Genomic DNA, 12,827 nt, shown 5'->3' on the forward strand with positions numbered 1-12,827 from the left:
GCCCGCGCCGGCCGCCCGATTGCCGCCCGGCGCGGCTGGCGCCCCTGGCCGCAGGTTTGATACCCTCTTGCGGCAACCCCGCGCCCGCCACAAGGAACCCCTGCCATGCCCTCCGACGCGCCCGATCTGTGGTTTTCATTCGTACGCGCCCATCGCCTGATGGTCCGCGAGATCGAACGGCGCCTGGCTGAAGCCGGCCTGCCCGCGTACGCCTGGTACGACGCGCTGTGGGGCCTGGAAAGCGGCCCGGGCGGCAAGCGCCGCATGCACGAACTGGCCGACGTACTGGCCATCGAACGCTACAACCTCACGCGCCTGATCGACCGCCTGGAACAAGAAGGCCTGGTCACCCGCGCCCGCTCGGCTCAGGACGGCCGCGCCGCCTACGCCACCATCACGCGCGAAGGCCGCGCGCTGCGCAAGAAAATGTGGAAGGTCTACCAGGCCGCCGTGGCCGACCTGTTCCTGGCCCGCTTCGACGCCGGCGAGCAGGCCCGTTTCGCCGCCGCCCTGGACCACGCCGCGCAAGCCGCCCGCCTGTCCGGCTGATATCTGCCCACGTTCCCCTTGCGCCATTTTTCTTTCGGCTATAGAGTTGCAATTGCAACGATTGCAATTGCAACTTAAAGGACATCGGAATGCCTGCCGAACAAGCGCTCACCTTCTACACCGCCAACACCCCCAACGGCCAGAAAGTCAGTATCTACCTGCACGAAGCGGCCCTGCCCCACCGGCAGGTCACGCTCGACCTGGGCCGCGGCGACCAGCACCAGCCCGGCTACCTGGCCGTCAACCCCAACGGCAAGATCCCCGCCATCGTCGACCACGCCAACGGCATCACGGTGTTCGAATCCGGCGCCATCCTCAGCTATCTGTCGACGCGCCACGGGCACCTGCATCCGGCCCAGCCGGCCGCGCAATGGCAGGTGCAGCAATGGCTGCACTTCCAGATCGGCGGCATCGGCCCCATGCTGGGCCAGTTGTGGTGGTTCCTGCATGCGTCGCCCAGCCGCAACGACGCGGCCATCGCGCGCTACGCCAAAGAAGCGCGGCGGCTGTGCGGCGTGGTCGAGCAGCGCCTGGCCAGTTCGGCCTACCTGGCGCTGGACCACTACTCCATCGCCGACATCGCCGCATTCCCATGGCTGCGCACCCACGCCGAATTGCAGCTCGACCTGTCGCCCTACCCGCGGCTGCGGCGCTGGCTGGAGCAGATCGAAGCGCGGCCGGCCGTGCAGCAGGCGTTGGCGGCATCGATGCCGGCGCCGGCGGGAGCCTGATGTGGCCTGGACCTATCTGCTGGCCGCGGCCGCCCTCGAAATCGTCATGGGCCTGGGCCTGAAACTGAACCAGGGCTGGTCGCGCCCGCTGCCCAGCGCGCTGGCGATCGCGGCGGGGCTGGGCAGCATCTACTTGCTGGCCAAGGCCCTGCAAACCCTGCCGGTGGGCACCGCCTACGCCATCTGGACCGGCCTGGGCGCGGTGGGCCTGGTGGTCGTCGGCATTGCCGTGTTCGGCGAAAGCGCGCATTGGCAGCGGCTGCTGTTCCTGGCCCTGACGGCGGCAGGGCTGATCGGCCTGCGCTACGTGGAGGGCGCGGCATGAACGCCTGCCGCGCTTCGTGCATGCCGCCCGGGCCGGGCTCAGTCCGCCCGCGGCGCGGGGCGGCTGACCAGCCAGGCGGCGCAGGCCGCCATGAAGGCACTGACCAGCAAGCCCAGCCACAGCGCCGGATGCACGGTGTACCAGAACACCGCCAGCCCCACTGCGATGCCGGCCACTGCCAGCAGCTTGCCGCGCGGCGAGATGGCGCCCTGTTCGCGCCAGGCCACCAGCGGCGGGCCGAAGTGCGGATGGTGTAGCAGGTAGGCTTCCCAGCGCGGCGACGCGCGGCCGAAGCATGCCGCCGCCAGGATCACGAAAACCGTCGTCGGCATGACCGGCAACACCGCGCCCACGACCGCCAGCGCCAGCATCAGCATGCCCAGCGCCCAGTATGCGCGGCGCTTCCAGCGCCCGTCCCGCCCGCTCTTGTCCTGCCTATCGGCCATGCGCACGACGCTTTCCCTGCCCTCATGTATCGCCTGCCGGCAGCGCGCCGGTCGAGCCAGTAGGCAATGGTACCGCGCAGCGGCAGGGCACGCCGGCGCGATGCCGGCAGGGGTTGACAGACAGCGGCGCCAGGTCGATACTTAACCATATGGTGAACTATAATCAGGCCCTGGACCAGACCTTCGCGGCGCTGGGCGACCCCACCCGCCGCGCCATCCTGGCGCGGCTCGAGCGCGAAGGCAGCGCCACGGTCAGCCAGCTGGCGCAGCCCTTTTCCATCAAGCTGCCGGCCGTCATGAAGCACCTGGACGTGCTCGGCGACGCCGGGCTCATCGTGCGCACCAAGGCCGGCCGCACCGTCACCGTGCGCCTGTCGCCCGCCCCCATGCAGGCCGCCATGGACTGGCTGCGCCGCTACGAGCACTTCTGGACCCACAGCCTCGACCGCCTGGCCGCCTACGCGGAAAACCAGGAACCGCAACGGAGATCCGACCCATGACCAGCCTGACTCTTGTACGGCGCATCCATGCGCAACCCGCCACCGTCTTCGACGCGCTGACCACGCCCGATGGCATCGCCTGCTGGTGGGGCCCCGACGACGGGCCGGTACTCATCGCCGAAACCGATGTCCGGGTCGGCGGACGCTTCCGGGTGCGCTTTCGCATGCTCGACGGCAGCGAACACGAAAGCAGCGGCGAATACCTGCGCGTCGAGCCCCCGCATCACCTGGCGATGAGCTGGCGCTGGTCCGATGACGAAGACGGCGGCGAATCGCGTGTCGAGATCGCCTTGCGCGCCATCGACGCCGGCACCGAACTTACGTTCACGCACGCCGGCCTGCAAGACGAAGCCACGCGCCGCGGCCACGAAGAAGGCTGGGGCGGCGCGCTGGACAAACTGGCGCGGCACTTCGCCGCCTGACTGGAGCCCATCCATGATCACTGTCACCGCATTCCGCTGGGTGCCGCCCCTGGCGCAAGGCCTGGTGCGCGACCTGCGCGTACGCTGGGCGCTCGAAGAAGCCGGCATTCCCTACCGCGAAAAGCTCATCGGCGTAAAAGACCAGGCCAGCCCCGAATACCGCGGGCTGCAGCCCTTCGGCCAGGTGCCCGCTTTCGAAGAAGGCGATCTCAGGCTGTTCGAATCCGGCGCCATCGTGCTGGAAATCGCCGAGCGCAGCCAGGCCCTGCTGCCGGCCGATGCCCGGGGCCGCGCCAGGGCCCGCGCGTGGACGCTGGCGGCGCTGAACACGCTGGAACCGCCCATCGCCCATTTTGCCGGGCTGGATTTCTTCCATGCCGGCGAGCCCTGGGTCGACCAGGTCCGCCCCTTGGCCGAACAGGCGGCATGCAAGCGCCTGGACGAACTGGCGGCATGGCTGGGCGAACGCGAATACCTGGAAGACCGCTTTACCGCGGGCGACCTGATGATGACCACCGTGCTGCGCATCCTGCGCAATACGCCGCTGGTCGCCGACCGGCCCGCGCTGCAGGCCTACCAGGCGCGCTGCGAGGCGCGGCCGGCATTCAGCAAGGCGCTGGCCGATCAGCTGCGGCCATTCGCCGAATACGAAGCCGCCCGCGCGGCTCGGCCCGCGGCGGGCTAGACAGGCAGGGAATCCAGCAGCACGTCCAGCGCCGCCTGCGCCTGGCTGAACCGTTCGCCATCGCCCTCGCCTTCCGCTTCGGCCACCCAGAACGCGCCCTCGGCCAGGGCGCCATAGATCAGGCGGGCCAGGGCTTGCGGCTCGGCGCGCCGGATCACGCCCTTCTGCATCAGCGCATCGAGCAGCTCGGCCATCGATATCACGCAGAACTGCTGCGACACCGCCGAAGCGCCCCCCAGCACCGCGCGCGCATCCTGCAATACGATGCGCCGCATCTCCGGTTCCCGCGCCATCTCCAGATAGGCCCGGCAGCGGTTCCTGAATCCTGCCCAGGTGTCGGGCGCCTGATCGGACACCGCCTGCAGCCGCGCATCGGTTTCCGCGTCGATCTGCTCGACCACGGCCGCCAGCAGGCCGGGCTTGTCGCCAAAGTGGTGATACAGCGCGCCGCGCGTCAGGCCTGCCGCGGCCGTGAAGTCGTCCATCGAGGTGTTGGCGTAGCCTTGCGTGCCGAAAGCCACCCGCGCGGCGGCCACCAGCTTGGCACGGGTTTCTTCGATCATTTCGGCGCGGGTGCGACGTGGCATGGAGCTCTCCTTTTGCATACGTTACGTATGTAAATTGACATACGCAACGTATGTCCATATTATGCATCACCTGCGCCCCGCAGGTAATCCGCCGCCCTTGCCCGCCATGACCGATCGCCACATCTCGCATTCCCCACGCCCCTGGCTGGCTGTCGCCTGCGGCGGGCTGGCCACGTTCGCGGTAGTCACCACCGAAATGCTGCCGGTCGGGCTGCTGACATCCATCGCCGAGACCGTCGGCGCGTCCACCGGCACGACCGGGCTGCTATTGACGGTGCCGGCCCTGCTGGCCGCGCTGTCCGCCCCCGTGGTGGTCGTTGCCGCGGGCCGCATCGACCGGCGCCATATCCTGTCGGTGCTGTTCCTGATGCTGATCGGCGCCAACCTCGCCACCGCCCTGGCGCCCGATATCGCCTGGCTGCTTGCCGCCCGCGTGCTGGTGGGGCTGTGCATGGGCGGCATCTGGGCCATCTCCGGCAGCCTGGCGGTGCGGCTGGTGCCGGCCGCTTCGGTCGGCCTGGCCACTTCCATCATTTTCGGCGGCGTGGCGGCCGCGTCGGTGCTGGGCGTGCCCCTGGGCGCGCTGATCGGCGACCTGGCCGGCTGGCGCATGGCGTTCGGCAGCATGGCCATGCTTGCCGCCCTGGTGCTGGCGCTGCACTGGTGGTCGATGCCGCCGCTGCCCGTCGGCCAATCCGTGTCGCTGCGCAGCCTGCGCGATGCCTTGTCCAACCAGGGGCTGCGGCTGGGGCTGATCCTGACGATGCTGCTGGTGGCCGGCCATTTCATGGCGTTCACGTTCGTGCGTCCCTGGCTGCTGTCCGTATCGGGCTTCCAGGCGGAATGGATCGGCGTGCTGCTGTTCGTCTACGGCACGGCCGGCATCATCGGCAATTTCATCGCGGGCCTGAATGCCGCCCGCCGCGTGGGCTGGACCCTGATCGCGATCGCGGCGGGCCTGGCGGGAACCCTGCTGCTGCTGTTCGCCACCGCGGGCGGCGCCTGGTCCGGCGCACTGGTGCTGGGACTCTGGGGGCTGGCCTATGGCGGCGTGTCCGTATCCGTGATGACCTGGACCATGAAGGCGGCTCCCAAGACCCTGGAGTCCGCCACCGCCTGGTCGGTAACCGCCTTCAATTCGGCTATTGCCGCCGGCTCGTTCATGGGCGGCAATGTGGTCGACCGCTATGGACTGCACGCCAATGTGCTGGCCGCCTGCGGCCTGTTGGTCCTGGCCCTGGGCCTGGCCGCGGCGATCCAATACCGGTACGTGCGCCCGCGCGCCTTCGCGTAGCCGGCATCGCGCCGCGGCGCGGCGTCACAGCCCGAACATCAGCGAGCGGTGCGCGGCGGCGCCCGCCATGGCGCCATCGCCCACCGCCAGCGCCACCGATCCCGCCGGCCGCGCCAGGTCGCCGCATGCGAATACGCCGGGCACGCTGGTCGCCCGGACGGGGTCGGCCTTCACATAGGGCCCCAGCGGCCCCTCTTCCAGCTCGCATCCCAGTTGCGCGGCCAGCACGCCGGGGCGCACGCGCGTGGCCACGAACAGGCCCGCCAAGGCAAATACGCGGCCGTCCTGCATGACCACATCGACGGCCGCGCCGTCCAGCCGCGCCACCGCGCCCGGCTCGACCCGCACATCCCGGGCCCGCAGCTGCGTCTGCTGTTCGGCATCCGGCTCGAAAGCGCCGTTCAGGAACAAAGTGGTCGGACCCCAGTCGGGCAGCATCAGCGCCTGGTGCAGCGATATCGCCGACACCGCCAGCGCGCCGATAGGCCCCTGCTGCAGCTCATAGCCGTGGCAATAAGGGCAATGGAACACATGCCTGCCCCAGCGCTGCGCCAGCCCGGGCAGATCCGGCAGCTCGTCTTCCACGCCCGCGGCCAGGATCAGGCGCTGCGCGGTATGCACCGTTCCCTGCTGCAGCACTACCTGAAAGCCGCCGGCCACCGGCCGGGCCTGGGCGGCCAGGCCGTCCAGCCATTGCACTGTCGCGTAGCGCATCAGCTGCGCGCGCCCTTCGGAGGCAATCTGTGCGGGCGGCTTGCCGTCCTGCGTCAGGAAGCCGTGCGAATGCGCCGCATAGCGGTTGCGGCGCTGCCCCGCGTCGATCACCAGCACCTTGCGCCGCGCGCGCGCCAATTGCAGGCCGGCCGACAGGCCGGCGTAGCTGCCGCCAATAATGATCACGTCATAGTCCATCCATACCTCCATCCGGTCGGTTGCGATTTCACGTATCTTTTAATGATACATTAAAACGCGAAGAAAGGCGGCTTGCTCAGATGCCTGCCGACACAAGCGCGACACAGCGGTTCAAATTCACGTCGCAGTCCCGCGCCGCCCGGCCGGACGACGCGGGACGGGGCCAGAACTCAAACCGCGGAAGCGGCCGCAGCCCCCTAATGGCGCTGACGCGCAGCCGCCGGAGCCGCCCGGCACAGCGCGTCGAACTGCCCCGCCAGGTCGGCCAGGCTGACCGCGCCCAGCCGCTGCACCAGCAGAGCCTCGGCCTGCTGCAAGGCATCGGCGATGGCCGCATTGACCACGCGCTCGACGGCGCAGTCGGGGTTGTCGCGGTCGGCGCCGATGGCGAAAATGCGCGGGCCGCCCACCGCGTGGTGCACATCGAGCAGCGTAATGCGGTCCAGCCCGCAAGCCAGGCGCCAGCCGCCATGATGCCCCTTGTCGGATTGCACATAGCCCGCCTTGCGCAAGCCAGCCATGGTGCGGCGCACGACCGCAGCGTTCGTGCCCAGCATGCGCGCGATCTGCTCCGACGTCATGGGCTGGTCGGCGCGGGCCATGTGCAGCAGCACGTGCAGCATGCGGGAAAGGCGGCTATCGGTTCTCATGGGTGCGCATCAGGGCCGGGGCCACGATTGTCGGTCACCCCGCATTATCGGCCATATCCGCGCCGGCTCAGTCCGCGCGCCGCACCGGGGGATAGTCGAACCTGCCTTCCAGGTGGGCCTGCTGCGGCTGGTACAGCCGCAACGTCAGGTAGAACCCCGCACCGGCCGGCGCCGGCAGCCAGTTCTTTGCGGGCCCGGGGTCTTCGGCCTGGATCGAGATGCTCAAGCCGCCGTCTTCGTCGTACTGCAGGCCCGGCGTGCGATCGCCGATGGAGTGCCGGCCGATGGGGTTGGCGGCCAGCAGGCAGTCGCTGCGGCGGTACAGGGTAATCGACCAGAACGCGCCCACCCGCGGCCCGCCCTGCGGCGGAAAGCGCAGCACATAGCGCCGCGCGCCGGTCAACGGCGCGCCGTCCGCATCGACTTCAGCCATGATGTACATGGCCTCGTCGATACCCAGCGTGCCGATCCAGTTGCGCGCCACGCGCGCGCGCGTCAGGAAATCGCTGCCGAAGCTGGTGCGCACGGCCACCGCGGTGGTCCAGCCGCCGCCCAGTTCGGACGGCTGCGCCACCTCGCGCAACTCGGTATAGACGTCGGCCAGCGCCGCCTGCAAGTCCGCCTGCGCCGGCGGCCAGGCCGGCAGAGGCTCGGCCGGGGGATTGCGTTCCAGCATGGCGTCCAGCACGCGCAGGTATTCGCCGGCCTCGGGCACGCCGGTATCGCGGTTGTCCAGCAGCACATCCATGCGCGCCAACGCCGGCGTCCCATCCGGCCGGCAAATGGCGAAGTGATCCTGCAGCGCATGCACCTGCGCCAGGTCGGCCGGATCGGCATCCACCAGAATGCGGCCGATCACCCACACGTCGTCGCTGGGCGCGCTGATGCGGTGCATGCCCGCAGGCGCCGCGCCCCGCCAGCCGGGGCCATGCACGAACAGGCGCTGCGCCTGGCCGCCCGTGGTGCGGCGCCCGGCATAGGCCCATGGATTCGTCCACGCATCAAGAAAGCCCAGCACCCAGTAGCGCGACCCCATCTCCGGCACCTCGATCACCAGCGGCCCCGCCGACAGGTCCAGCCACGCATTGGTGAACAGGGTGTCATTGTTCGGTGTCACCACTTCTTTGTCGTCCGGGCCGCGCAGCCGGCGGGTATGGGTGAACTGGTTCACCCAGCGCATTCTCGAAGCCGGGCTGTCGCCGGCGAAGCCCGCCGCGGCATGCCTGCGCGCGGTATTCGAAGCGCGCATGCGCGCCATCTCGAACAGCGGCAAAGTGGCAATCACCGCCTGCCGGGCGGCGGGCGGCGCCAGGGACGCGGCCCGCGTCAGCAGCACGGCATCCAGCGCGCATGCCCCCCGGCCTTCCGGCAGCACCACCAGCGGGTTCAGCTCTACCGAGTCGAGCGTGTCGCCGGCCGCCGCGGCAAATCGGGACAGCCGCACAATGGCCTCGGCCAGCGCCGCCGCATCGGCCGCCGGCGCGCCGCGAAAACCGCCGAACAGCGGGGCGATCCGCAATTCGCCGATCATCTCGCGCGCCTGCTCGATATCCACCGGCGCCAGCCGCAACGCCACATCTCCCAGCAGCTCGACGTTCACGCCTCCGGCGCCCACCATCACGACAGGCCCCAGCACGGGGTCGCGGCGCACGCCCAGGATGCACTCCACACCGCCACGCACCATGGGCGCGACCAGCACGCCCTGGATCCGCGCGCGCGGCGCCGCCTTGGCCACCGCCGCCAGGATGCGGTCGTAAGCCTCCCTGGCCACGTTCTCGTCGCGGATGTCCAGCACCACGCCGCCCACGTCGCTCTTGTGCGTGATATCGGCCGACACGATTTTCATGGCCACCGGAAAGCCCAATTCGCGCGCCTGCTCTATTGCCTGCTCGCGGGACTGGGCGTGGCGCGCCGGCACCACCGGCATGCCGTGTTCGCGCAGCACCCGCATGGCATCGGCCTCGCTGTACGGGCCAGGCCGCAGCACCACCGGCGGGCCGGCGACGGCGGGCCCGGGCCGCCGCCGCTGTGCGTGAAAGAACGCCATGGCGGCCAGCACGCGGATGGCCCTGGCCGGGTCGCCATAGCACAGGCATCCCTGCGCCTCGAGCGCGCGCTGCTGCGCCGGATCGGCCAGGGCGCTGAACATCAGCAGGCGCCCCGGAAACGCCTGCCGCAAGTCCCGCGCCAATTGCTGCTGCATGGCCTGCATGGCCGGCGTGCTGCCGAACGCCGCCAGGAAGATCAGCAGGCTGCCGTAGCCGCCCTGCCCCAGCATGGCGCGAGCCGCCATCTCGAGCAGCGACGGATCCGCCGTTACCTGCCCGGTCAGATCCACCGGGTTCTGCGTCGCGGCAAACGGCACGCGCGCCCGGATGATTTCTTGCGCGGCCGCCGGCAGCTCGGCCACGTCCAGCCCCGCCTCGGCGGCATCGTCGGCCATCATCACGCCCACCCCGCCCGACACGGTCAGCAGGCCCACGCGGGCATTGGCCGGCTGGCCGGACACCGCCAGGCAATGGGCGATGTCGAAAAATTCCTCGATACTGCGCGCCCGCCAGGCGCCATGCTGGCGAAACAGCGCCTGGTAGACCGCGTCGTCGCCGGCCAGCGCCGCGGTATGCGACGCGGCCGCCCGGGCGCCCAGCGCCGTGCGGCCCACCTTCACCACCACCACCGGCTTGTCCGCCGCGCGCGCCAGATCCAGCGCCTGCCTCAGCTTGCCGCCGTCGCGGCATCCCTCCAGGTAGGCCATGATCACCCGCGTGGCCGGGTCGCGCGCCATCCACGCAATACAGTCGGCCACGTCGATGTCCGACTCATTGCCTGTCGTCACCCACATGGAAAGGCCGACGCCGCGCTCGCGCGCCATGGCGTAGGCATACGCGCCGAACGCGCCGCTCTGGCTGACCAGGCCGACCTGGCCGGCCTCGACCAGGCCGGTCGACACCACTGGCGAGAACGTGGCGTACACCGACCGCGCCACATTCATGAAGCCCAGGCAATTGGGCCCAAGCACCCGGATGCCCGCGGCGCGGGCCTTTGCGGCGAACGCGCGCTGCGCCGCATCGCCCTGCTCTCCCAGCTCGGCGAACCCGGCGGAAAACATGACAATGTTGCGCACCCCCGCCGCGATCGCATCATCCAGCGCGGTATCCGCCGCCGATGCGGGAATAGCGAAAATCGCCAGGTCGATCGGCCTGCCCACGGCGCGCAACGACGCGCAAGCGGGGCGGCCCTGCACCTGCCGCGCCCCGGCATTGATGGGATACACCTCGCCGCGATAGCCCTGCTCGATCAGGTACCGCAGCGGCACGGCGCCGACTTTGCCGGCATGGGTCGACGCGCCGACAATGGCGATGGAACGCGGCGACAGGAAAGAATCTAAGTCTGGCAGGGTCATGGGCGGCCGGATGACAGTCGGGAAAAGCCTCTGCAATCCGCAGGCGGCATCCGCGCACTGCAAATGCCCGAGGCTGGCCGCCTAAGATACGCGCCCGCTTTTTATCGGACAAGACGAGAATTCTGAAGTTTTTATAATCTGATCTTATTTATCTTCCGGCCCGCGCGGCGCGCGCGGGGGCTCGGCGTGAACGCGGCGCGTCTTCATCGCCAGTGCCCTGCGCGCTTTCCAGCGCATAGTCCAGAAAGCTTTCCACCGCGGGCGACAGCGACGGCCGGGCACGGGCAAACAGCGCAATCCGCCAGCTCACGGCGGGCTGGCGCAGCGGCAGGAAGACCAGCCCGAAACCCTCGACCAGCGATCGCGCCATCGACGGGCAGATCACATAGCCCGGCCTGACGCGCAGCAGCGACAGCGCCGTATTGACCCGATGCACGGGCACGACCTGCTCGGGGTGATGCCGCGACGGCACATTGCTCAGCACATTCAGCGCCAGGTTGGGCATGTAGTTGATCAGCGGCCGCTCGCGCAGTTCTTTCCAGCTGACCGAGTCACCGGCCGCCAGGGGATCATCGGGGCGCAGCGCGGCCCACAGGGGGTCGATGCGGATCAGGTGCGCCTGCACCGCGTCATCGGCCAGCACGCCGGCCGGGCCGAAGCCGATATCCGCGCTGCCATTGTGCAGGTTGGCCAGCACCTGCTCGATGGGCACATCATCAAAACGGATGTCCACGCCCGGATGGCGCGCCCCGTAACCGGCGATCAATTCCGGCAGCAGCGTGCACGACAGCGTCTCGGGCGCGGCCACGCGCACCAGCCCGCGGCGCAGCTCTTTCAGATTGGTTACGCTTTCCAGGGCTTCGTCCAGGTCGGCCAATACGCGGCGCACCATGGGCTCGAATGCCGCGCCGACCACCGACGCGCCGACGCTGCGCGTATTGCGGTCCAGCAAGCGCACGCCCAGCCGGCTTTCCAGTTCCTTGACCAGGCCGCTCAAGGCCGCCTGCGACAAATGCATGGTGTCGGCCGCCACGGAAAAACTGCCGCATTCCAATACCGTGATAAACGCCCGCAACTGCCGCAGCGTGACTTCGAATGCCATGGGATGTCCTTTGCCGTGACTGGAAAGTGAAAATCGACTTATAACCCTGGCCTTTAAGTTATCAATAAATTGAAAATTGTCCTAATAGAATCCGCCCCCTATCATCGCCTCTCGAGGTTCGCGCAGGCCCGGCTTCTTGCGGACATCCGGCGGACACTCCTTATTCCTATTCGAACATCCAGGAGACAGACATGAAGATGAGCCGAAGGACGCTGTTGAGCGCCGCCGCCGCGGCCGCCTGCGCGGGCGCCGCGCCGCGCGTGTTCGCGCAAGAAGCCTGGCCGGCCCGCACCGCGAAGATCATTGCGCCGTACGGGGCCGGCGGCCCCAGCGACCTGTCGGCGCGGCTGCTCGCGGAATATCTGGCCAAACGCCTGGGCCAGCCCTTCGTGGTCGAAAACAAGGCCGGCGCGGGCACCCGGGTGGCCAACGAATTCGTGGCCCACGCCGCGGCCGACGGCTACACCATCCTGTACGCCGCCGCGCCCTATTCCACACTGCAGGCCCTGTACGGCAAGCTGGGCTATGACCCCAAAAAAGACCTGCAGCCGGTGGCCATGGTCGCCACGGTTCCGCTGTTCCTGGTGGTCAATGCGCAGTCTCCGGCCAAGACGGCGCAAGAACTGATCGCCTACGGCAAATCGCAGGCCAACGGCCTGACCTTCGGTTCACCCGGCAACGGCTCGCTGCCGCACCTGGCGGCGGAACTGTTCCTGCGCGACGCCCACGTAAAAGGCCTGACGGTGCAGTACCGCGGCGACGTCATGGCCTACACCGACCTGCTGGCCGGCCGCATCGACGCCACGCTTACCGCCATTACCGCCGCCCTGCCGCACATACAAAGCGGCAAGCTGCGCGTGCTGGGGGTGGCATCGGCCGCGCAAAGCGAGATCTATCCGCAGGCCCCCACCTTGCGCAGCCAGGGGCTGCCCAACGTGGTCGCATCGGGCTGGTACGGATTCATGGTGCCGGCCGGCGTGCCCGCCGCCATCACCCACCGGCTGGATGCGGAAATCAACCGCGCGCTGGCCGATGCCGACATCCGCAAACGCTTCCTGGCCCAGGGCATGGAGCCGCACCCGGGCAATGCCGCCGCCTTCGGCCAGTTCATCGACGCCGAAATGGCCAAGTGGACCGATGTCATCCAGAAGGCGGGCATCCGGGGCGGCTGAGCGGGGTGCGGGCCGGCGGCACGCCGGCTTTATTGCCGGCCGGAAGGCA

At 69.3% G+C, this 12,827-nt stretch carries 14 protein-coding genes; 8 read left to right on the forward strand and 6 right to left on the reverse strand.

The features are described from left to right. Window positions 1-105: 105 nt before the first annotated feature. The 3 genes from J2P76_RS01420 to J2P76_RS01430 all read left to right on the forward strand — a co-directional run bounded on the left by J2P76_RS01420 (window position 106) and on the right by J2P76_RS01430 (window position 1,605). Complete coding sequence (locus tag J2P76_RS01420; RefSeq protein ID WP_207403985.1) at window positions 106-549, forward strand: MarR family winged helix-turn-helix transcriptional regulator; 444 nt, start codon at window positions 106-108, stop codon at window positions 547-549. Window positions 550-638: 89 nt separating this feature from the next. Next, window positions 639-1,280 carry a glutathione S-transferase family protein gene (locus J2P76_RS01425; RefSeq protein WP_207403987.1) on the forward strand — a complete coding sequence of 214 codons (642 nt, stop codon included), beginning with the start codon at window positions 639-641 and terminating at the stop codon, window positions 1,278-1,280. Window position 1,281: 1 nt separating this feature from the next. Beyond that, entirely contained in the window at window positions 1,282-1,605 is a 324-nt protein-coding gene (locus J2P76_RS01430) for an SMR family transporter (RefSeq protein ID WP_207403989.1), read from the forward strand. Between the two features lie 38 nt (window positions 1,606-1,643). On the opposite strand, the gene J2P76_RS01435 is transcribed toward J2P76_RS01430, so the two are convergent. Continuing rightward, window positions 1,644-2,051, reverse strand: coding sequence for a YbaN family protein (locus J2P76_RS01435; protein ID WP_207403991.1), 408 nt, complete (start codon window positions 2,049-2,051; stop codon window positions 1,644-1,646). A gap of 149 nt (window positions 2,052-2,200) precedes the next feature. Between J2P76_RS01435 and J2P76_RS01440 the strand changes: the two genes are divergently transcribed. The 3 genes from J2P76_RS01440 to J2P76_RS01450 are packed head-to-tail and all read left to right on the forward strand — an operon-like array spanning window position 2,201 to window position 3,658. After that, complete coding sequence (locus tag J2P76_RS01440; RefSeq protein ID WP_207403993.1) at window positions 2,201-2,551, forward strand: ArsR/SmtB family transcription factor; 351 nt, start codon at window positions 2,201-2,203, stop codon at window positions 2,549-2,551. After that, on the forward strand, window positions 2,548-2,973 hold the full coding sequence (locus J2P76_RS01445; protein WP_207403995.1) for an SRPBCC family protein: 426 nt from the start codon (window positions 2,548-2,550) through the stop codon (window positions 2,971-2,973). Before J2P76_RS01440 ends, J2P76_RS01445 begins: the two co-directional genes overlap by 4 nt. Before the next feature lie 13 nt (window positions 2,974-2,986). Beyond that, complete coding sequence (locus J2P76_RS01450) at window positions 2,987-3,658, forward strand: glutathione S-transferase family protein (protein WP_207403996.1); 672 nt, start codon at window positions 2,987-2,989, stop codon at window positions 3,656-3,658. On the opposite strand, the gene J2P76_RS01455 is transcribed toward J2P76_RS01450, so the two are convergent. Continuing rightward, window positions 3,655-4,245 (reverse strand): TetR/AcrR family transcriptional regulator, encoded by a 591-nt coding sequence (locus J2P76_RS01455; RefSeq protein WP_207403999.1) that lies wholly within the window; start codon window positions 4,243-4,245, stop codon window positions 3,655-3,657. The two genes, J2P76_RS01450 and J2P76_RS01455, sit on opposite strands and share 4 nt — an antisense overlap. Window positions 4,246-4,351: 106 nt before the next feature. Here J2P76_RS01455 and J2P76_RS01460 point away from each other — a divergent pair, with 106 nt between their 5' ends. After that, window positions 4,352-5,539: an MFS transporter gene (locus J2P76_RS01460; protein WP_207404000.1), complete on the forward strand. Its 1,188-nt coding sequence runs from the start codon at window positions 4,352-4,354 to the stop codon at window positions 5,537-5,539. A gap of 24 nt (window positions 5,540-5,563) precedes the next feature. Here J2P76_RS01460 and J2P76_RS01465 read toward each other — a convergent pair whose 3' ends face one another. The 4 genes from J2P76_RS01465 to J2P76_RS01480 all read right to left on the reverse strand — a co-directional run bounded on the left by J2P76_RS01465 (window position 5,564) and on the right by J2P76_RS01480 (window position 11,606). Then, window positions 5,564-6,451 (reverse strand): NAD(P)/FAD-dependent oxidoreductase, encoded by an 888-nt coding sequence (locus J2P76_RS01465; RefSeq protein ID WP_207404001.1) that lies wholly within the window; start codon window positions 6,449-6,451, stop codon window positions 5,564-5,566. 197 nt (window positions 6,452-6,648) lie between these two features. Next, the gene (locus J2P76_RS01470; RefSeq protein WP_207404002.1) at window positions 6,649-7,101 is read right to left on the reverse strand and encodes an Rrf2 family transcriptional regulator; all 453 of its coding nucleotides are present in this window, start codon (window positions 7,099-7,101) and stop codon (window positions 6,649-6,651) included. Between the two features lie 67 nt (window positions 7,102-7,168). Next, window positions 7,169-10,504: an acetate--CoA ligase family protein gene (locus tag J2P76_RS23785; protein ID WP_207404003.1), complete on the reverse strand. Its 3,336-nt coding sequence runs from the start codon at window positions 10,502-10,504 to the stop codon at window positions 7,169-7,171. Between the two features lie 148 nt (window positions 10,505-10,652). Then, window positions 10,653-11,606, reverse strand: a complete 954-nt coding sequence (locus J2P76_RS01480) for a LysR family transcriptional regulator (RefSeq protein WP_242697261.1) — start codon at window positions 11,604-11,606, stop codon at window positions 10,653-10,655. A gap of 191 nt (window positions 11,607-11,797) precedes the next feature. Here J2P76_RS01480 and J2P76_RS01485 point away from each other — a divergent pair, with 191 nt between their 5' ends. Beyond that, the gene (locus tag J2P76_RS01485) at window positions 11,798-12,778 is read left to right on the forward strand and encodes a Bug family tripartite tricarboxylate transporter substrate binding protein (RefSeq protein WP_207404004.1); all 981 of its coding nucleotides are present in this window, start codon (window positions 11,798-11,800) and stop codon (window positions 12,776-12,778) included. Window positions 12,779-12,827: the final 49 nt, after the last annotated feature.

The organism is Bordetella petrii, from assembly GCF_017356245.1.
Taxonomy (GTDB): Bacteria; Pseudomonadota; Gammaproteobacteria; order Burkholderiales; family Burkholderiaceae_B; genus Bordetella_A; species Bordetella_A petrii_D.

Coding starts and splice junctions, on each gene's coding strand:
- J2P76_RS01420 (WP_207403985.1), top strand. CDS start 106: ATGCCCTCCGACGCGCCCGATCTGTGGTTTTCATTCGTACGCGCCCAT.
- J2P76_RS01425 (WP_207403987.1), top strand. CDS start 639: ATGCCTGCCGAACAAGCGCTCACCTTCTACACCGCCAACACCCCCAAC.
- J2P76_RS01435 (WP_207403991.1), bottom strand. CDS start 2,051: ATGGCCGATAGGCAGGACAAGAGCGGGCGGGACGGGCGCTGGAAGCGC.
- J2P76_RS01440 (WP_207403993.1), top strand. CDS start 2,201: ATGGTGAACTATAATCAGGCCCTGGACCAGACCTTCGCGGCGCTGGGC.
- J2P76_RS01445 (WP_207403995.1), top strand. CDS start 2,548: ATGACCAGCCTGACTCTTGTACGGCGCATCCATGCGCAACCCGCCACC.
- J2P76_RS01450 (WP_207403996.1), top strand. CDS start 2,987: ATGATCACTGTCACCGCATTCCGCTGGGTGCCGCCCCTGGCGCAAGGC.
- J2P76_RS01455 (WP_207403999.1), bottom strand. CDS start 4,245: ATGCCACGTCGCACCCGCGCCGAAATGATCGAAGAAACCCGTGCCAAG.
- J2P76_RS01460 (WP_207404000.1), top strand. CDS start 4,352: ATGACCGATCGCCACATCTCGCATTCCCCACGCCCCTGGCTGGCTGTC.
- J2P76_RS01465 (WP_207404001.1), bottom strand. CDS start 6,451: ATGGACTATGACGTGATCATTATTGGCGGCAGCTACGCCGGCCTGTCG.
- J2P76_RS01470 (WP_207404002.1), bottom strand. CDS start 7,101: ATGAGAACCGATAGCCGCCTTTCCCGCATGCTGCACGTGCTGCTGCAC.
- J2P76_RS23785 (WP_207404003.1), bottom strand. CDS start 10,504: ATGACCCTGCCAGACTTAGATTCTTTCCTGTCGCCGCGTTCCATCGCC.
- J2P76_RS01480 (WP_242697261.1), bottom strand. CDS start 11,606: ATGGCATTCGAAGTCACGCTGCGGCAGTTGCGGGCGTTTATCACGGTA.
- J2P76_RS01485 (WP_207404004.1), top strand. CDS start 11,798: ATGAAGATGAGCCGAAGGACGCTGTTGAGCGCCGCCGCCGCGGCCGCC.